General features: G+C 38.7%; 16 protein-coding genes. 4 read left to right on the top strand and 12 right to left on the bottom strand.

Going from position 1 to position 17,994, the window contains the following annotated elements; genetic code table 11:
• Positions 1-160: 160 nt before the first annotated feature.
• On the top strand, positions 161-835 hold the full coding sequence (locus SPAR10_RS02705; protein WP_004250534.1) for a hypothetical protein: 675 nt from the start codon (positions 161-163) through the stop codon (positions 833-835).
• A 44-nt stretch (positions 836-879) separates the two neighbouring features.
• Here SPAR10_RS02705 and SPAR10_RS02700 read toward each other — a convergent pair whose 3' ends face one another.
• From SPAR10_RS02700 to SPAR10_RS02680, 5 genes are all read right to left on the bottom strand, one after another.
• Positions 880-1,596, bottom strand: coding sequence for a YebC/PmpR family DNA-binding transcriptional regulator (locus SPAR10_RS02700; protein WP_004250532.1), 717 nt, complete (start codon positions 1,594-1,596; stop codon positions 880-882).
• A gap of 97 nt (positions 1,597-1,693) precedes the next feature.
• Positions 1,694-3,064: an MATE family efflux transporter gene (locus SPAR10_RS02695; protein ID WP_004250530.1), complete on the bottom strand. Its 1,371-nt coding sequence runs from the start codon at positions 3,062-3,064 to the stop codon at positions 1,694-1,696.
• A gap of 96 nt (positions 3,065-3,160) precedes the next feature.
• The gene (locus SPAR10_RS02690; protein WP_004250528.1) at positions 3,161-4,642 is read right to left on the bottom strand and encodes an ATP-binding protein; all 1,482 of its coding nucleotides are present in this window, start codon (positions 4,640-4,642) and stop codon (positions 3,161-3,163) included.
• Between the two features lie 27 nt (positions 4,643-4,669).
• A complete protein-coding gene (locus tag SPAR10_RS02685; protein WP_004250526.1) occupies positions 4,670-7,306 on the bottom strand; it encodes a DEAD/DEAH box helicase family protein in 2,637 nt (878 codons plus the stop codon).
• Between the two features lie 3 nt (positions 7,307-7,309).
• Positions 7,310-9,160 (bottom strand): DNA methyltransferase, encoded by a 1,851-nt coding sequence (locus tag SPAR10_RS02680; RefSeq protein ID WP_004250524.1) that lies wholly within the window; start codon positions 9,158-9,160, stop codon positions 7,310-7,312.
• 282 nt (positions 9,161-9,442) lie between these two features.
• Between SPAR10_RS02680 and SPAR10_RS02675 the strand changes: the two genes are divergently transcribed.
• Positions 9,443-9,658 (top strand): hypothetical protein, encoded by a 216-nt coding sequence (locus SPAR10_RS02675; protein ID WP_004250522.1) that lies wholly within the window; start codon positions 9,443-9,445, stop codon positions 9,656-9,658.
• A 73-nt stretch (positions 9,659-9,731) separates the two neighbouring features.
• The gene (locus SPAR10_RS02670; RefSeq protein ID WP_004250520.1) at positions 9,732-10,286 is read left to right on the top strand and encodes a GNAT family N-acetyltransferase; all 555 of its coding nucleotides are present in this window, start codon (positions 9,732-9,734) and stop codon (positions 10,284-10,286) included.
• 46 nt (positions 10,287-10,332) lie between these two features.
• Here the strand turns inward: SPAR10_RS02670 and recA are convergent, their stop codons facing one another.
• The 6 genes from recA to SPAR10_RS02640 all read right to left on the bottom strand — a co-directional run bounded on the left by recA (position 10,333) and on the right by SPAR10_RS02640 (position 16,391).
• Positions 10,333-11,484: a recombinase RecA gene (gene recA, locus SPAR10_RS02665; RefSeq protein ID WP_004250518.1), complete on the bottom strand. Its 1,152-nt coding sequence runs from the start codon at positions 11,482-11,484 to the stop codon at positions 10,333-10,335.
• A 54-nt stretch (positions 11,485-11,538) separates the two neighbouring features.
• Positions 11,539-12,795 carry a competence/damage-inducible protein A gene (locus SPAR10_RS02660; protein ID WP_004250517.1) on the bottom strand — a complete coding sequence of 419 codons (1,257 nt, stop codon included), beginning with the start codon at positions 12,793-12,795 and terminating at the stop codon, positions 11,539-11,541.
• Between the two features lie 76 nt (positions 12,796-12,871).
• On the bottom strand, positions 12,872-13,921 hold the full coding sequence (gene lytR / locus SPAR10_RS02655) for a glycopolymer--peptidoglycan transferase LytR (protein WP_004250515.1): 1,050 nt from the start codon (positions 13,919-13,921) through the stop codon (positions 12,872-12,874).
• Positions 13,922-13,925: 4 nt separating this feature from the next.
• Positions 13,926-14,447 (bottom strand): GNAT family N-acetyltransferase, encoded by a 522-nt coding sequence (locus SPAR10_RS02650; RefSeq protein WP_004250513.1) that lies wholly within the window; start codon positions 14,445-14,447, stop codon positions 13,926-13,928.
• Positions 14,437-14,880: a tRNA (adenosine(37)-N6)-threonylcarbamoyltransferase complex ATPase subunit type 1 TsaE gene (tsaE, locus tag SPAR10_RS02645; protein ID WP_004250512.1), complete on the bottom strand. Its 444-nt coding sequence runs from the start codon at positions 14,878-14,880 to the stop codon at positions 14,437-14,439. The genes SPAR10_RS02650 and tsaE overlap by 11 nt, the downstream gene beginning before the upstream one ends.
• Positions 14,881-14,969: 89 nt before the next feature.
• Positions 14,970-16,391: an NCS2 family permease gene (locus SPAR10_RS02640; RefSeq protein WP_004250510.1), complete on the bottom strand. Its 1,422-nt coding sequence runs from the start codon at positions 16,389-16,391 to the stop codon at positions 14,970-14,972.
• A gap of 196 nt (positions 16,392-16,587) precedes the next feature.
• Here SPAR10_RS02640 and SPAR10_RS02635 point away from each other — a divergent pair, with 196 nt between their 5' ends.
• On the top strand, positions 16,588-17,400 hold the full coding sequence (locus tag SPAR10_RS02635) for a Cof-type HAD-IIB family hydrolase (RefSeq protein ID WP_004250507.1): 813 nt from the start codon (positions 16,588-16,590) through the stop codon (positions 17,398-17,400).
• Between the two features lie 134 nt (positions 17,401-17,534).
• Here SPAR10_RS02635 and SPAR10_RS02630 read toward each other — a convergent pair whose 3' ends face one another.
• The gene (locus tag SPAR10_RS02630) at positions 17,535-17,960 is read right to left on the bottom strand and encodes an SP_0198 family lipoprotein (RefSeq protein ID WP_004250505.1); all 426 of its coding nucleotides are present in this window, start codon (positions 17,958-17,960) and stop codon (positions 17,535-17,537) included.
• Between the last annotated feature and the right edge of the window lie 34 nt (positions 17,961-17,994).

The raw sequence follows: 17,994 nt of genomic DNA, 5'->3' as shown, positions 1-17,994 counted from the left end.
TTCATGAGAACTATTTTATCACTTTCAAATAGGATGTCAAGAAAAAAGTTCTTATGAGAACTATTTTATTTAAAATTGACATTAGGGCTCATTTTATCTATAATAAACACTATCTTACACGAATAAGATTCCACCCTGACTAGAAATGAGAAAGCCACAAATGAAACAAAAAGAAGAGAAAATCTTAGGAATCATTGCTATCATCTTGGGAACCCTTGCACTTCTCGGATCCTGGTTGCCAATTATCAGCGTACTATCTTTTTTCTTTGCTATTATTGCAATAGGTCTAGGTGTTTTTGGTATCATCCTCAATCTCCAGAACCGTAAAATATTGGCGATTATTGGTACCGCTCTAGGCATTGGATCCATTTTCCTTGTTTTGACAACGCAAGTACTCCCTTCTGGTGTTTTTACCGACTTGGCTAGAAATTTTCGTCACCCATACAGAAGTTTAACCTCTTTAACAGAAGATGACGATTTTGGAACGCTACCAAATAATAGCATCGATGAGGATGAGGACGACGAGGATACCGATTCCTTCACTTGGACCAAGGAACAATTCGATGCTTTGATAGAAGGTGATACTGCAAATAGAGGAAAAGGGGGCTCCAACTATAAAGATATTATCAGCAAGCATGGACTACCAGATTCTGAAATTGAGTCAACCTCAGGTGACTACGACATCAAGAGAATCACCTATCTATCCCTCGGTTCAAACACCAAGACAGTCGTACTCACTTTCGCAAAGCAGGAAAACGGCCAGTTTCTTCTCATCCGTAAATTTGCCCTAGGCTTGGATAGAAAAGAGCAAACTGATGATGGAGTGAAAGTTTAACATAACAAAAAAGCGAACAGCTATTAAGCCTGTTCGCTTTTTTATTAGAATCCATCTACGTTTGTGTAGATTTTTTGTACGTCTTCGTCGTCTTCAAGTACGCTGTATAATTTTTCGAATGTTTCTAAATCTTCACCTGACAACTCAACTTCTGATTGAGGAATCATCTCAAGTTCTGTTACTTGGAATTCTTCGATACCAGATTCACGCAAAGCCACAATAGCTTTGTGAAGGTCAGTTGGAGCTGTGTAAACAGTGATTGTTCCTTCTTCTGCTTCTACATCGTCTACATCGACATCTGCTTCAAGCAAGAGTTCAAAGATAGCATCAGCGTCGTCACCAGCAAATACGATGACACCCTTGTTGTCAAAGAGGTAAGATACTGAACCTGAAGCTCCCATGTTTCCACCGTTTTTACCAAAAGCAGCACGGACATTGGCAGCTGTACGGTTAACGTTTGAAGTCAAGGTATCCACGATGAGCATTGAACCATTTGGCCCAAAGCCTTCGTAACGTCCTTCTGTAAAGGTTTCGTCTGTATTTCCTTTAGCCTTATCCAAGGCCTTATCAATAACGTGTTTTGGCACTTGCGCTTGTTTAGCACGGTCGATAACGAATTTCAAAGCTGAGTTTGATTCTGGATCTGGATCACCTTTTTTAGCTGCTACATAGATTTCTACACCAAATTTTGCATATACTTTAGAGTTAGCTCCATCTTTAGCCGTTTTCTTGGCTACGATATTGGCCCATTTACGTCCCATTAGGAATCTCCTTTTTTCACATTTTAATCTTTCTTATTATAACACAAGTCTAGTCGATTTTCACTAGAGGAAATGGATTTTTCTTTTATAAATGAAGCTAGGATTGTCCGCCGACAGCCAAGATTTTCTTGCCTTCTTTTATCCAAGGATGCTGAGAGAGTGAGATATAAAGCTGTGCAGTCATAACAAGCCAAAGTAGCGGTTCACATAGAATCACACCTGTATAACCTGCCCATGGAATAATCCAAGCGACGAAAACAATTTTCCCGATAAACTCGATAAAACTAGAGATGAGGGGTAAGAGTTTTTGACCGAGTCCTTGCAAACTATTTCTATAAATCAATAAAAGACTCAAAAACGGATAGAAAACAGAACTAATACGTAGGTACAAGGTCCCATTTTCAATCAAGTAACCATCTGTTGAACTCGCTAAGAAAGAAACTAGGCTAGGACTTGCAAAAAATAGGAACATACAAGCAAAGGTTGCCCAAGCCATACTCAAATAGCTCCCTACACGAAGACCTTGGACGATACGATCTGGACGTTTTGCCCCAAAGTTTTGAGAGATAAAAGTGGTCATAGAAGCTGAAATTGCAGTCATTGGCAATAGGGCAAAGGCCATGATTCTACGTGCTGCCGTTTGGGCACTGATAATAACTGCTCCAAAGCCATTAACAGAGGATTGTAAAATGACACTTCCGACAGAGACGATTGAACCCATCAGCCCCATGGCTAGCCCCTGCTCCAAGAGATCGACATAGAGAGCCTTATTCCATTTGAAGTGCTTCAAGCTTGGAAGAAGCTCTGGAACACTCTTTCGGATATAGAAATAACAGAGAATAGCGGACAAACCTTGCGAGATGATGGTTGCAAGACCTGCAGACTGAACACCCAACTGCAGTTGTGTAATAAAATATAAATCTAGAATGACATTAACAATGGCTGAAAAGATAAGAAAGGCAAGCGCCGCAAGGCTATCACCAATCGAGCGTAGCAATCCTGCAAAGAGATTATAGGCAAAGCTAACTCCCACACAGCTGACAATCATAGAGATGTATTCATAGGATTGGGGGAGGATTTCTGCAGGTGTTTCGAGATATTGTAAGAGCGGATAAAGACCGAAGAAACCCATCAGCATCACAAGACCACTCAGGATTGCACCTAAAATCCAAGTCGCTGCAACAGCCTCTTTAATCTTTGTAAAATTACGAGCACCGTAAAGACGGGCAATAACAACTCCCATCCCATTTCCGACTCCGAGGGCAAATCCAATAATCAAATCAAAAATGGCTGTCGTAGCTCCGACTGCCGCCAAGGAATTTTGTCCCAAAAAACGCCCAACAATCAAAATATCAGCTGTATTGTATAGTTGCTGAAAGATATTGGACAGTAAAATCGGTAATGCAAAACTAATCAGTGAAGGAAGGATTGGACCATGAATCAGGTCTACCGTTGACTTTTTTTTCATAAGGCTATTATACCACAGCTCGGACAGCAGTCCAAAATGATAATATCCCCATAATCCAAAACAGGATGTTCAATTTAAAACATCCTGTTTATGTTTTTACACTAAACTATGCAAAATATTCAAAAGTAATTCTGTTGACTCTTCCAACTCTTCTGCAGTATAACTATTATTTTGATTTTCTGGATGATAGATGATATTACGGATTGCAGTAGGAAGAGTTTTTTGCTCTTGCCGAGTGTCTCCATTTCTTAATAAGCGATTATACCCTCTATTTTGAGTTAATCCTCTACCAACAAGCCATTGTTCAAATTCTCTCTCGTTGTAATTGTTCTCGTTTTCGTCAATTGCTTTAGCTTGGATAAAACCATATAGCTCATTGTGAAATTCTACACTATTTACTCCGAAAGCAGTATAATTTATTTCTCCAATTGTAGGTGAGGAAACTCCAAATAAATTTAATTCTTGCTTATCTGATACAAAATTCACCCCGTCATCATCCTTGGAAAAAATATTGATTTGCTGAGTTCTACTATCAAATTTTTTTAACAAATAAGGAGAATGAGTAGTAATAAAAACTTGATATTTTTCAGAAATTTTATTGAGTGAATCAATAAGTTTATCTTGTGCTTTAGGATGTAAAAACGTCTCAGGTTCATCAATAAAAAACATAATGGGCTTAGATAATGTATCCTCTTCGTTATCAAGAACACCAGCATAAACCTGAATTAAGCTCAGAGCTAATGCACGTTGCATTCCAGTACCTTTTTCCGAAACGGAAGTAGAAATACCATTATCCGAAAGTAGAAGATTTCCTGTTTTAAAGAAATTATCAATTTCTGGTAACCCAAAGTTAAATTGAACTTCACCATCTCCATATTGCTCTTTTAATACTGAAGAAATTTTAGTCGCAATTCCTTCAAGAATCCTACCTAACCCTTCATCTCCAAAAGTCTTTTTATGAGCATTTTGAAATTCTTTCCAAGTATCACCTTTCTGAAAATCTTTTGTTATATCATTAATTATTTTACCTATTATTTTTGTCTTACCAAAATCTTGATAATCTTCATTCTTTATATCCGAATAAACAAACTGAGCATCAAATAATGCAGTAATCGTTTTATCAATACCTGTAGGGTTTTCGAACCTTTTTATATCTTCTTCCTCAGTTGAATTTGGGTTATAAATCCTTACTTTTGAGATATCTAAGGGAACAGTCTTTCTACCTTGTGTTACTTCACATTCCTGTGACGTCCTTAAAACTCTAAGGCTATATGTCCCATCTTCATTGCCTATTAAATACTCACTGTATTTATTTAAATTGAGATTTTCATCATTGATTATTTCACTAAGATCTGCTCCCCTAAATTCAATTTCAACAGATACATTTTCTGTATCAAAACCTTGAGTTACGAAATCTGACTTATTTTTTCCGCTCTGAATAAATTCGACTGCTTTAAAAACTGTCGTCTTACCACAGTTATTATTTCCTACGAAAAAATTAACACCTTCTGAAAATTCAATAACATGCTCTCCCTTAAAGCTTTTAAAGTTTACTAGCTTGATTTTAGCAATATACATCTTGTTATCTCCTATTTACGTCATATATTAAAGCATTAGTAATTCTTCCTTAACTTCATCCTTACTGACGGTTTCATTAAAGAACGGTAAACCGACAATTCGATAACGGTCATCGTCCATCAAAGTTCTTGCCTCATCTCGTTCAGAAATCTGACGCAAGAATTCCTGCTTCCAGCCTTCTTTGCTATTCTTGAAGGTGTTATCAGCATCCAAGAACTGACTTCCTTTTGGTTCAATGAAAATTTGCCAAGAAACATTTCCTGTCTTTTTGTCGTTAGCAAACATGAGAAAGTCTGGTTCAAAGGCTTGACCTTTATCGAAACTATAAATCTTCACAGCTTTTTCATTTCGGAGCAAGTAAATATCTGACCATTTTTCTTCAAGTTCCGCCATCAAATCCTTAATCAACCGAACAAGAAGTTTTTCTTCACTTGTGCCAAAGTTATCATCGTAAGCGTACCAGTCCAGATTATCCAAATCTTCGAAATATTGGGTTTCGGCTGGATTTTTCTGCGACAAGCCAAACTCTGCTTGCCTTTGGTGATTGATGGTATATTTCCGTAAAATATTATCCTCAAACAGGTCTTTAATCTTATACTGTTCAAATTTTTCCGAACCAAAGAAACGTTCCTCGGTCGCAATCCAGTCTTTTTCGATATGATGAAGAAGTTTTTCAGCGACGTAAAGTTTATCATCTGGCGTCAAATCATTAACTAACTTATACTGAGACTCCACTCGCATATCAATATCCGAAAGCATATTAATGAAACTAGCAACACTTGCAAGCCCAACAAAAGCTTTTTGAAGATTATCGAATGAAAACTTCTTATTACGATTAATAGCCGTTCTGACGATATTACCTCCGATAACCTTACCAAATTTAAAGGTCATAGCATCTAACGCCTCCGAGACGTAAGTCGTCTCGTCGAACGCTTCAATATCTCGCACACCATGAGTTGGAAGTTTAACTTCGAACGACTGAGGAATAAAGTTGGTATCAAAAAGATTTTCCTGACGTTGCTCTAACAATTGTTCATAAGATAAGCGTTTGTTCATCCAAATGACACCATCTGTGTAGGTTCGAGTTTTTTTGAATGACTCCTTGAGCTTCAGTTCACGCTCTTCCAGATTTTGGTCATCAAAAATACCAGACTCACGCAAGACTTGCTTGAGCTCTGAAATGTAGCGAGGATTATTGGTAGAATGATAATGGAGTTGTTCAATCACCCGAAGTTCATGATTTTCATTTTCGTCAAATTTTCGAGTGTATTTTTCTTCAAAATTATCACCAATGACAAAAGGATAATAGCGAGCACCACGACCAATCAACTGCTTCTCAGTGTTGGTAGTTTTTCCTGCGACAAAGCCGTTTTTTGTCGTTTTCCCATCTCGAGTGTTGTAGAGACGAACAATGTCAAAAAGGTTCAAAACATCCCAGCCTTCATTGAGCATATCCACGGCGAAAATGGCACGAATTTCATTTGTTGGTAGTTCTAAGGTATTGAGGAGATTGAGACTATCTTTATGCTTGTTCTTTCCGTCAACTAAAAGCAGGCGTTCTTTCCGAAAATCCTCTTGAAGTTCCGCCACCAAATCAGTATCTGTAATACCAGTTTTTTCGAAATAAGAGAAGGATTTTTTTAAAATACTGGATTTTTCGTCCATTTCTGAAACGAGGTCACGCTGTGCTTGAATATCTTCTGGAGAAAGATTGTCTAGTACCCCCAAAAATGCGTCCAGATTTTCTTGACTCTCAGCAATCTTCTGCGACTTGAACATGACCAAGGGTTTTAGGTTGATACCATTTTTCAGAGCGATTTTCTTGCGATATTGACTGATAAGAATGGCTTGAAGCATACGATGGTTGATATCACCATCTACTAAGTGAAAGAGAACATCTTTCGAATACTTGTCCAGTCGAAATTCTTTCAAATCGTACTTGAAAAGTAAGGATTTTTCGTATTTTTGAGACAAAGTTGGATTGGTCAAATCAATCGTCGCTGTAAATTCGAAGATACTAGATTTTTTGGATGTCTTTTGAATAGTTTCAATAGTGCTAGTCCAGCTGGTGTTATCCTTTTTCTCATTAGTATCCAACCCAGCATTCAAGTGATGGGCTTCATCTGCCAGCATGACCACAGAAATATCCTTAAATTGTTCATAAGAGAGGCGATTTTCTCGTGGCGTATTGAGGTCTTGGTGGAGCTTCTGAATAGTAGTGAAAACAATATTAATACTATCATCACGGCTATCTGAAAAATCCATCACTTCACGAACTGTCACGACTTGCCTATCCATGACAATCTTTTCCGCAAAAAGGTACTTACCAGAAGAGCTCTCCAAGAAATTATCCTTGGATTTGGTAAGAATATTATCGTTATTGACAAAGAAGATGAAGTTCCGCTCGCCTTGCTGGTACTTTTCCAAGATAACCGCCGCCATCAAAAGCGTCTTCCCAGAACCAGTCGCCATGTTATAAAGTACTTGTTCAGGGATAGCACGATTATCATCATTTTTATAATATAAATAACGCCCAAGTGCTTCCTGCTGGTATGATCGTAAGGGATATCTTAAATTTTGGGTGATATAATCAGGTAACTCTTCCTTGAAATTTTTAAAGCCTGACTTGCTAACCGTATCATAAGTTTCGTAAATGAAAGTCATAGCTTACTGTTCCTTTCCGTAGAAAGCATGATTGAACTTTTTATCTTGAGCGGAAATCCCGTAATCAATATCGTCAATATCCGAGTAATTCACGTAGAGATTATTGTTATCTATAATTTCAGATAGTATTTGCTTTTGTTCTGCCAAGGAAAGCTTTTCAAACTCACTCGCTTTCAGTTTTTTAGGGTCGATACGGTAAGACAAGAAAGATGATTTTTTAGCAATTTCAAATAACTCTAATAACTCTTCTGTTGTTGTCGCTTCAAAAATTGAGTTTTTAAAATCTTGAGCATCATTTTTAATTTCAGCGTAGACAAAACTACCGCCGCCAGACCAGTTAACGTCTTTTGAGACACCACCTTGTTCACCAGCGATAACCTTTTTCAGTCGCTCCACCGAAACCGTCTCAATATAGTCCATCTGCTCGATACCTATATACTGTCGGTTCATCTTATGAGCGACGGCTGCAGTTGTACCCGAACCAAGGTGGTAGTCAAGGACGATGTCGCCCTTACTGCTTGAAATAGAAATCAGATTCTGAATCAATTTTTCAGGTTTAGCAAAGGTAAAAACTCTGTCTCCAAATAATTCCTTAATTTCATCAGCACTTCGTTGATTAGTTCCATAGGAACCATCCCAGAAATCACTAGTTATTTGACCATTTTCAATCGCATCTTTAAGGTACATTTTTCCATATGGAATTTGTTTTCCTTTTGAAGGCCAATGTATCCCATCAACAGAAACTAATCTATTAAACTCATCTTTATTTATCATCCATGGACCGGATAATATTGTTCCTTCAGGTGTCTGAATATCATAATTGTATTTTCCTCTGGTTAAGTCCAGTATATTTGACCTTCTATATTTCCCGTTTTCATCTTCATATGAATATTCTTTTTGAGCTTTATTGGAAAGTGGTAACCTTTTTAGTTTTGCATCAGAATTTTTTCTATATATCAAAATAAAGTCTATAACATTTGCATAATCACCAATATTCGGCTGATTATCTGTTTTTCTCCAAGTTATCTGTCCTACAAACTTTTTATTATCTGAAGAAACATCAAATACTTCATCTGCTAACAATTTTAAATGATTAACCCCATCTATGCCTATGATAATTGAAATAAAACCATTTTCAGATAAGAGTTCTTTGGCCACTTCTAATCTATTTTTCATAAAAGTTAACCAAGTTGATAGTTTAAAATTTGAATTATAGCTGAATGAATCGTCTGATTTATTTTTATTAAAAAAATATGGAGGATCAATTATTATACTATCAATTTTCCCCACAAAGCGTTTTTTGAGGCTATGAAGGGCAATGAGATTATTACCTTTGATGATGAGGTTATCACTATCACTGAGTTCTTCTACTTCATGCTCACCAGTTTCATCATACCGTTTGAAGTTAGTTAAAACCTTATTATCTAACAGACGATTAATCTCAGTCGGTGCGAGTGTCTCGTTAAAAAAAATTTCCTGTCGTTTGGCATCATCCTTAGTCTGTCCACCCTCTAGCACACAATCTTTGTATGGAAAATTCAGGACAACTTCCTGATTTTCTGATAGGTACTTGTCACCTGTCGCTAAACCGATTTTTGTCTTGTAAGATGTAAAGCTGTCAGGTAAAAACTCCTTGTTATTCAAAAACTGTAAAAAGACATCTTTCTTAAAGATTAGGACGCCGGTTTCAAGCGTCGCAAAGAAATGTTGGGAGATTTTTTCGTTACTCATTAAGAGATTTAGGAGTTCCGGGTTGTATTGTCGTGCCAGCTCCGCTAGTTTGTTTTTGTTTAGCTCTCCCTCAACTAAAAATGCGTCATGTTGTGATAACAGTTGCTCAAGTTCCTGTTTCATCCTAAATTTCACCTTTCAACTTTTTAGAGCGAAGGGCTGATAGGATTCCTTTATTATGAATATAATAAAGGAAGGGTACCCTTCCTTTATTATGAATATAATAAAGGAAGGGTACCCTTCGGGTTTATTTAATTTTTCTAGTTCTATTATAACATATCTCGAGATTGTTTTCACAATCTTCCTATCACTCATCGACCCCCACTTTCTTCAAAAAATACTGTACTTTTCTCGTGAAGAGAGTTATCCTCTGAAAACATCAACTCAACCCGAAAGGAAATTTTTATGGAAAAGATAAAACAAGCACGGATTACTGAACTCAAAAATACCGAACGACTTAATGATATTTATCGACAGGCTTGCTTAGAATTGGAAGTTGGAGACAGAATTAAACTGTCACGTTTCGATAATTTCAAAGTAGACTGGAGGCAAGTCGAAGAAGAAAAGGCCTTCGAGTCGTTTCATGATTTGAATGATGAAGAGGAACAAGGTCAGACTTAGTCTCTAACTCCCAAGAAAGCGTTGCCTATATGTAAACAATCTGGTATAATCGTGACAGAAAAGGAGGGTATGTATGAGCTTAACAAGTCAGTTAATTACAGATGTATTCCCAGACCTTGAGAAAGTGGAACAATTAAACAAGGAGGCCTTCCCCGAAGAAGAACGCGTCTCTTTGGAGGAATTTTTAAGTTACCAGGATAGAGATGACGCCCACTTTTTCGCCTTTTATAACGAAGAAGAATTTGTCGGCTTCGCTTTTGCCATTTCTAATCAAAAAGCTTTCTACATTAGCTTCTTTGCCATTATGCCCCATCTCCGCAGTCATGGCTACGGGAGAGAAATCATTGAAAAACTCATTGATTTTTACCAGCGTACTATGATTCTTGAAGTGGAGCGATTAGACGAAGACTGTGATAATCACGAACAACGAAAGGCCCGCATGGACTTCTACTTGCAAAATGGCTTCAAAACTGCCAATGCCTTTTTAGAATACGAGGGAATGAGTTTTGAAATTCTCTACCGTGGCGACCATTTTGATGAAGAGGCCTATCGAAACATCTTTCAAAAATTGCAAGAAGAGAATTACTTCGACTTTCGCATCAAATACCGACGTTTTAGCGAACATTAGTTCTCATGAAATAAAAAAAGTAGCAGTTTTACTGCTACTTTTCTTTTTATTCTTCAATTTCGATTTCAAGAGCGTCTCCCAAATCAAGTGTTACTTCTTGGTTAGAATCTGCATCAACTGCTGCCGCACTTGCTTTAGAGCCTTCTTCCTCTTCAATCAAACCATATTGAACACGAACTTGGTGGTCAATTTCATCAAAGATTTCTGGGTGATCCGCCAAGTATTTCTTCGCATTTTCAGAACCTTGTCCGATTTTTTCACCCTTGTATGAGTACCAAGCACCTGCTTTTTGGATAATATCCAAATCACTAGCAATCTTCAAGAGTTCACCAGTTCTAGAAATCCCTTCACCATACATGATTTCAACAAGAGCTTCTTTGAACGGTGGAGCCACCTTGTTTTTCACAACTTTAATCTTAGTTTCTTTACCAACGTTGGTATCTTTTTGGTCACCAGTTCCCTTGATTTGTGTACTTCCACGCACATCCAAACGGACTGAAGCATAGAATTTAAGGGCGCGTCCACCAGGAGTTGTTTCTGGATTTCCAAACATAACCCCTACTTTTTCACGCAACTGGTTGATGAAGATAGCAATTGTCTTTGTCTTGTTGATAGAAGCACCGAGTTTACGCATAGCTTGGCTCATCATACGAGCTTGAAGACCAACGTGGCTATCTCCGATATCTCCATCGATTTCCGCACGAGGAACAAGGGCTGCAACTGAGTCAATAACAACAAGGTCAACCGCACCTGAATCAATCAATTTCCCAGCAATTTCAAGACCTTGCTCACCTGAGTCTGGTTGTGACAATAGCAATTCGTCAATGTTAACCCCAAGAGCTGCTGCATAGGCTGGGTCAAGAGCGTGTTCCGCATCGATAAAGGCTGCAATTCCGCCTTCTTTTTGTGCTTGCGCTACAGCGTGAAGGGCAACTGTTGTCTTACCTGATGACTCTGGACCGTAGATTTCGATGATACGTCCCTTTGGATAACCACCTGAACCGAGTGCAATATCAAGTGCCAAAGAGCCTGAACTCATCACTTGCACTTTTTGTTCTGCTCGCTCACCCAAGCGCATGATTGAACCCTTACCGAAGTCTTTTTCAATCAATTTAAGGGCATCATTCAAAGCTTTTTCACGATCAGCTCCAAATTTTTTCCCAATTTCATCTAATTTTTTTGTTGGTTTTTTCGCCATTTTGTTCTCCTATATTTTAATGATTCTAAGAACCTTCTTCTATTATATCAAAAGTCAGTCACTTAATAAAGCTTTGCGAACTAAGTTAAAAGCATGCATGACTGCAATTTTACGAACATCTGCTCGACTTCTTCCAGCTATATTGACCTGAACAACTTCTGTGCCTGATACTTGAGACAAACCGATAAAAACTGTGCCTGCTGGATGGCCTTCTAGACTATCCGGACCAGCCACTCCTGTCAAGCTAACCCCAATGTCTGATTGAGTTTTAAACCGTGCCTGATCTGCCATTTTTTCCGCCGTAAAGGCTGAAACAACTCCATGTTCTTCCAACTCTACTTGTGAAACATCTAACATCTTAGCCTTTTCTTCCAGACTATAAGTGACAAAACCACCTTTAAAGATAGCTGACACTCCCGAAAAGTCTGCCAAAGTTGCTTGAAAAAGCCCTGCTGTCAAACTTTCCGCAGCCGTTATGGTTTTATGCTGCTTTTTCAAGTCCTCAACAACTACACTAGCTAGACTCGCTTCCTCACCATAACCATAGCAGATATCCTTTAAAGCAACACCTTCAAAAGTCTGGCGTGCAAGAATTTGAACCTCAAGACGATCCAAAGATTTTCTTGCTTCTTCTTGACTAGTAGCCTTGGTAGACAAGCGCAGAGTCACTTCTCCTATTTTTGCATAAGGTGCCAAGGTTGGATCTGTCTGCTCTTCAATCAAATCCGACAGAATCGTTACTAGCTGGCTCTCGCCAATGCCAAAGAAACGTAGCACACGTGAGTATAACCTAGCTCCAGTTGTCAATCTCGGAAGCAATTCATTTAAAACCATGGGTTTCAGTTCACTTGGCGGACCTGGTAGGACGACATAGGTTACGCCAGCCACCTCGATCATGCCTCCGACTGCTAGTCCTGTTTCATTAGGTAGCGGGATTGAACCCTCAACGATTTGAGCTTGGCGTTCATTATTTGGAGTTCGGGCATAGTCTGGGCGATGGGCAAAGAAATTATCTAGTTTAGCCTGTGCTTGAGCATCAAAAGTTAAATCACGCCCTAGAAAATGGGCCAAGGTTTGTTTGGTCAAATCATCCTCTGTCGGTCCCAATCCTCCTGTTAGGATAACCAGATTGCTGCGATTCTTAGCAATCTCCAACAAAGATAAGAGACGAGATTCATTATCTCCTACAGCCGTTTGGAAGTAGACATCAACACCGATTTCAGCCAACTTTTCAGATAAAAACTGAGCATTGGTATTGACAATTTGACCTGTTAGAATCTCTGTTCCAACAGCTATGATTTCCGCTTTCATTTTTTCCTCCTACCTATCTATTCGGATTTCTTTGAAAAAATCGCAGGAAAATTCCTACGATTTTAGTATGCACTTCTTATTGTTCTTGTTGGCCTTGTTGTTCCTGATCTGCAACAGAACCAGTTATTTGTGGTAAACGCCCATAAATATTTTCATACAAGACTACATTTGTCTCCAATTCGGTAACTTCTGGCTTATCCAATGAACGACGTAAGAGATTTTGCATTTCTAACATATGCTCAGATGTCACGATTTGGTAAGATGTCTCATCAATCATTGCATCCTCTCCACGCAATTGCTGAGACTCAATATTCTTAAAGGAATCTTGGTAGCCCATCAACTGAGGAATCGTTGTTGTCGTAATCTCGATATTTGTCTGCATGTTATCGCTAAGAGCCTTCAAAATTTCTTGATAGTGGCTGACACTATTCAAACTAAGAATTTTTTCAACAATCTTTTGGATAACTTCGCGCTGACGTTTCTGACGACCGTAGTCTCCCTCTGGATCCTGATAGCGCATGCGTGAATATACTAGCGCCTCGTCACCATTTAGGGTTTGTTCCCCAACACCGATAGAAATCGTGTTAAATGGTTCCTGGTCTTGGATAGAGATTGGGAAACCTAGAGTGTTGTTTACTGTGATACCTCCGACAGCATCAACCATTCTTTGAAGACCGTGCATATTGACCATCACATAGCGGTCGATATGGATATTCATCATTTTTTGAATGGTCGAAATGGCAAGCTCTGCCCCACCGTCAGCATAGGCAGCGTTGAGTTTAGCTTCTCTAACACTACCATCTGGTTGTTGGATTTGTGTCAGAATATCACGTTCCAAACTCATCATAACGACTTTCTTGGTTTTAGGATTCACTGTTACCAAGATCATTGAATCACTATTTCCTGCCCATGGGTCTGTACGTTCAACATTCCCCGTATCTACCCCCATAAGAAGGATTGTCAATGGTTCAGTTGCCTCGATAACCTTGGTTTCTTCTCCGATTTGTTTGTAAGTTTTGGCTAAAGTCTGTGTACTTTGTTGGTAGATAGTATAGGCATAAGCTCCCACACCAAGCACTGTCACAAGAACAAAGCCTAAAAACATTCCGATTATTTTTTTTGCCATATATTTATTTGTCTATCAGTCGACCCATCAGGTAAACATCAAGAAACTCTCCTCCTTCTATACAAGCGCCGCGTTCCTGCTGGCCTTCAATGATGAAGCCCAGCTTTTTATATAGATGAACAGCTGCCAGATTTCGTTTTTGAACTGTCAATTGTAAGCGTCGAATACTTCCGCTCGACTGGGCCCACTCAATAGCTTCTTCCATCACGATACTACCGAGACCATTTCCCCAATAGGCTTTTTTAATACCCAAAAAGATATCCCCAATATGCCGAACTCGCGGACGTTGATCAGCCGTTATATTGATCACTCCTGCCAATTCGTCATTCAAATAAGCTAGTAAAGTAATCTGATTATACGACTGGGCCTGCTTGTTAATAAAACGCTGCATCTCAGATTCACTCATTGCAATTCCATTTTCATCCAGACTGGTAAAACTAGATTCATGACCAATCTGATCCAAAAGTGCAATAAGTTCTGTAGCATCTTGGGCTTCTGCTTCACGAATTAATAAATCATACTCCATCTGTCAACCTCTGCAAGAGTTCTGTCGCTCGTTGACCATGAGCATGAAAAACAACTTCACGGCCCTCACCATCTTTAAGAATTTCTAATTCCAGATAGTCGGCTGGAAGAGCCTCACCTAATAGCTGTCCCCACTCAATAACCGTCACACCTGAACCAAAAAGAAATTCGTCCAAATCGATAGAATCTGCATCCCCTTCGATACGATAAACATCCAAGTGATACAGGGGTAGGCGTCCTTCATATTCTCGAACAATGGTATAAGTAGGACTTTTGATCATTTGATGAATCCCTAGTCCTTTAGCTAGACCTTTTGTTAATGTGGTTTTTCCAGCACCTAATTCACCAGTTAAAATCAATACATCATTTTTTTCAAGTAGACTACCCAACTCTTGTCCAAGAACGATTAGTTCATCTTCATTTTTTGTGTGCATGTTATTATTATACCAAAAAGTTTTCTTTTGCGACATTTCTAGTAATAAAAAAAGAGGAGTTTCCTCCTTCTTTTTTAAAGTTTTTGTCTTTAGTTTAGAGCCATGCTAATGTAGTTCAAGATGAACAGAGCGTCTAAAATCCAAATCATGACATGCACTTCCTTAACTTGACCTTTAACAATCTTCGCTAAAGTGTAAGTTAGGAAACCAACGGCAATCCCTTGTGTAATGGAGTAACTAAATCCCATAAAGATAGATGTGAAGAAGGCTGGAACAGCTTCTGACATATCATCCCAAGGAATGTTTTTCAAATTAGAAAGCATCATAATTCCGACGATAATCAAAATTGGTGCTGTCGCAGCTGAAGGCACAATGGCAAGAAGTGGGCTAAAGAAGCTTGATAGAGCAAAACAGATAGCAACAACTAAGGCTGTCAATCCAGTACGTCCACCAGCACCGATCCCTGCTGCTGACTCAATATAAGTTGTAACGTTTGAAGTACCTGCAATGGCACCAACTGATGTCGCCACCAAGTCAGAATATAGAGCCTTATCCAATTTAGCTGACTCATTGTTTTCACCGCTTGATGCGATGATCCCAACTTTTTCACCTGTACCGATAAGAGTACCAATTGTATCAAAAATATCAGTCAATGAGAAGGCAAGAATGGCCATCAAGGTTTCAGGTAAACGTGAAGTATTTGAAATCAGAGAACCCAAACCTTCTGAACCAAGGGCTGCACCAAATAAAGTTCCTAGGTCGTTAACTGCTGCTGAAAGATTGTTGCTAGCAAAATCGATTCCTGACAAATTCACAAGACCAACCGCAATCGCAAGGACAGTCGTTGTCAAAATAGAAAGAATAATTCCACCTTTAATACCTTTAACAACAAAGAAGATTGTAATGGCAAGACCTGCAATAGCTACCAATACTGCTGGAGTATTGAAATCTACCAATCCTGGAACAGCTGCTGCATTTGCAGTAATCGCTGCTTGAGCCTTATCTGCTCCTTCACCTGCTACAGTATAAGTCCCTGGGTCAATCGAGAATTTCAAGAGACCAGCATTCTTAATACCAACATAGGCAAGGAAAACACCAATACCAGCTGAAATTGCTGAACGAAGAGTTGCAGGGATAGACTCAATGATCATTTTACGAACATTGGTTAATGTGATAATGAGAGAAATAATCCCACAGATGAAGACCATACCAAGAGCTTCTTTCCAAGTATAGCCCATTCCGAATACAACCGTAAATGTAAAGAAAGCATTAAGTCCCATACCTGGAGCTTGTGCGTATGGCAAGTTAGCATAGAAAGCCATCATCAAAGTTCCTACTACAGAACCGATGATTGTTGCCAAGAATACACCCTGAACAGGCATTCCTGTTTGCGAAAGCATTTGAGGGTTTACAAAGAGAATATAACTCATTGCAAAGAAAGTTGTTAAACCAGCAAGCACCTCTGTACGGACATCTGTCCCGTGCTCTTTTAGTTTAAATAATTTGTCCATTTTTAATCTCCTTTGTCATTTTACGAACAATATGACTATTATATCATCAATCATTCACATTTTCAAGCTGTTTTTCCTATTTTTAAAAATTCTTAGAGGATATGATTCTTCTTATTTTTGCTTATAGTCAGCTTTTCTTTCAGCTTTTTGATATAATAGGAAACATCTTATCTGAAACTAAATTCGGGAGGATTTTATGACTAAAAAAATGATTGCCGTGGACTTAGACGGTACCTTACTTAATGGAGAAAGCAAACTCTCTGACTTTACAAAAGAAACCATTAAAAAAATTTCTAAGAAAGGCCACCATGTGGTTATCGCAACCGGTCGCCCATATCGTATGGCCAAAGATTTTTATGACCAACTTGAACTTGAGACTCCTATGATTAACTTCAACGGTTCGCTCACTCACCTACCTGGTAGGGCTTGGAAACATGAAAAATGCCTTACTGTGGACAAAAAATATCTCTTGGATATCGTAAAACGAAAAGAGGATATCGAGGCAGACTTTATCGCAGGTGAATACCGTAAAAAGTTTTACATTACATCCCCAGACAAGGAAATTGCAGATCCTAAATTGTTTGGTGTTGAAAACTTTCGCCCTGAAAATCAATTCAAGCCTGACTTAGTGACTAAGGGGCCTAACTGTATTTTATTACAAACTAGGGCAGACGATAAATATGCACTAGCAGAAGAGATGACTAGCTTTTACAAGCATCAGCTTAATATCAATACTTGGGGCGGTCCCTTGAACATTCTTGAATGTACTCCAAAAGGTGTTCACAAGGCCTTTGCCCTTGAATACCTCCTCAATGTCATGAATATAGACAGACAGAACCTGATTGCCTTTGGTGACGAACACAATGACCAAGAAATGCTCTCCTTTGCAGGTAGAGGATATGCCATGAAAAATGCTAATCCCGCTCTACTTTCTTTCGCAGACGAGCAATTACCACTAACCAACGAAGAAGACGGAGTCGCTCACTTTTTACAAGAGCAGTTCCTTTAATAAAACCTATCCCTCCATACTTTTTTGGTAGAAAATAGCTACCTTAATCGTATGGTTTTTTTATGCCAAAAATCGATTAAAGAAAAAAGGACCCGAATCCGTGTTAACGAGATTCAAATCCTTACAAAAGATGTCTATTTTTTTAGAACGATACGATCAGAAATTTCGCGACCCATATCATCAATGATCATTTGATTGCCATCAGCTACATAAACCTTGATATCATCTCCAATAAAGACTCTCTGATTTTCTGGTTCAAAAGTGACCTTTTTAATTTCCTGATCACCATCAGCTTCGACTTCTGTCCATGTTCCAGTATTACCAGTAACTACGAGAGTAATGCTATCTCCCTCATCTTGCCCTTTATAGGTCCCATCAATGTTGGTTACTGAGCTAGCAGTTGAACTAGAAACAGTCGTTTCCACTTGCTGACCAGTTGTTACTTCCGTACTAGTACTTGCTTGGGTTGAAGGAGCCGCCTGCTCTTTTGGCGAACATGCAACTAAGAGACTAAGACTTGCCAAAGAAGCAAGAGAAAGTGTGAATCTTTTTAATGTCATGATAGCTCCTTTCTTTTGGCGGCTAAAAGTAGCA

Source organism: Streptococcus infantis SPAR10, from assembly GCF_000279535.1.
Classification (GTDB): domain Bacteria; phylum Bacillota; class Bacilli; order Lactobacillales; family Streptococcaceae; genus Streptococcus; species Streptococcus infantis_I.
Note: the sequence above shows the minus strand (reverse complement) of the source record. Positions and strands in the feature narration are given on the sequence as shown.

Excerpts from the sequence above, each read along its gene's own strand:
- lytR (WP_004250515.1), bottom strand. The coding sequence starts at position 13,921 with ATGGCAAAAAAAATAATCGGAATGTTTTTAGGCTTTGTTCTTGTGACA.
- SPAR10_RS02695 (WP_004250530.1), bottom strand. The coding sequence starts at position 3,064 with ATGAAAAAAAAGTCAACGGTAGACCTGATTCATGGTCCAATCCTTCCT.
- SPAR10_RS02685 (WP_004250526.1), bottom strand. The coding sequence starts at position 7,306 with ATGACTTTCATTTACGAAACTTATGATACGGTTAGCAAGTCAGGCTTT.
- tsaE (WP_004250512.1), bottom strand. The coding sequence starts at position 14,880 with ATGCACACAAAAAATGAAGATGAACTAATCGTTCTTGGACAAGAGTTG.
- SPAR10_RS02680 (WP_004250524.1), bottom strand. The coding sequence starts at position 9,160 with ATGAAACAGGAACTTGAGCAACTGTTATCACAACATGACGCATTTTTA.
- SPAR10_RS02700 (WP_004250532.1), bottom strand. The coding sequence starts at position 1,596 with ATGGGACGTAAATGGGCCAATATCGTAGCCAAGAAAACGGCTAAAGAT.
- SPAR10_RS02690 (WP_004250528.1), bottom strand. The coding sequence starts at position 4,642 with ATGTATATTGCTAAAATCAAGCTAGTAAACTTTAAAAGCTTTAAGGGA.
- SPAR10_RS02650 (WP_004250513.1), bottom strand. The coding sequence starts at position 14,447 with ATGGAGTATGATTTATTAATTCGTGAAGCAGAAGCCCAAGATGCTACA.
- SPAR10_RS02640 (WP_004250510.1), bottom strand. The coding sequence starts at position 16,391 with ATGGACAAATTATTTAAACTAAAAGAGCACGGGACAGATGTCCGTACA.
- SPAR10_RS02675 (WP_004250522.1), top strand. The coding sequence starts at position 9,443 with ATGGAAAAGATAAAACAAGCACGGATTACTGAACTCAAAAATACCGAA.
- SPAR10_RS02670 (WP_004250520.1), top strand. The coding sequence starts at position 9,732 with ATGAGCTTAACAAGTCAGTTAATTACAGATGTATTCCCAGACCTTGAG.
- SPAR10_RS02635 (WP_004250507.1), top strand. The coding sequence starts at position 16,588 with ATGACTAAAAAAATGATTGCCGTGGACTTAGACGGTACCTTACTTAAT.
- SPAR10_RS02705 (WP_004250534.1), top strand. The coding sequence starts at position 161 with ATGAAACAAAAAGAAGAGAAAATCTTAGGAATCATTGCTATCATCTTG.
- SPAR10_RS02630 (WP_004250505.1), bottom strand. The coding sequence starts at position 17,960 with ATGACATTAAAAAGATTCACACTTTCTCTTGCTTCTTTGGCAAGTCTT.
- SPAR10_RS02660 (WP_004250517.1), bottom strand. The coding sequence starts at position 12,795 with ATGAAAGCGGAAATCATAGCTGTTGGAACAGAGATTCTAACAGGTCAA.
- recA (WP_004250518.1), bottom strand. The coding sequence starts at position 11,484 with ATGGCGAAAAAACCAACAAAAAAATTAGATGAAATTGGGAAAAAATTT.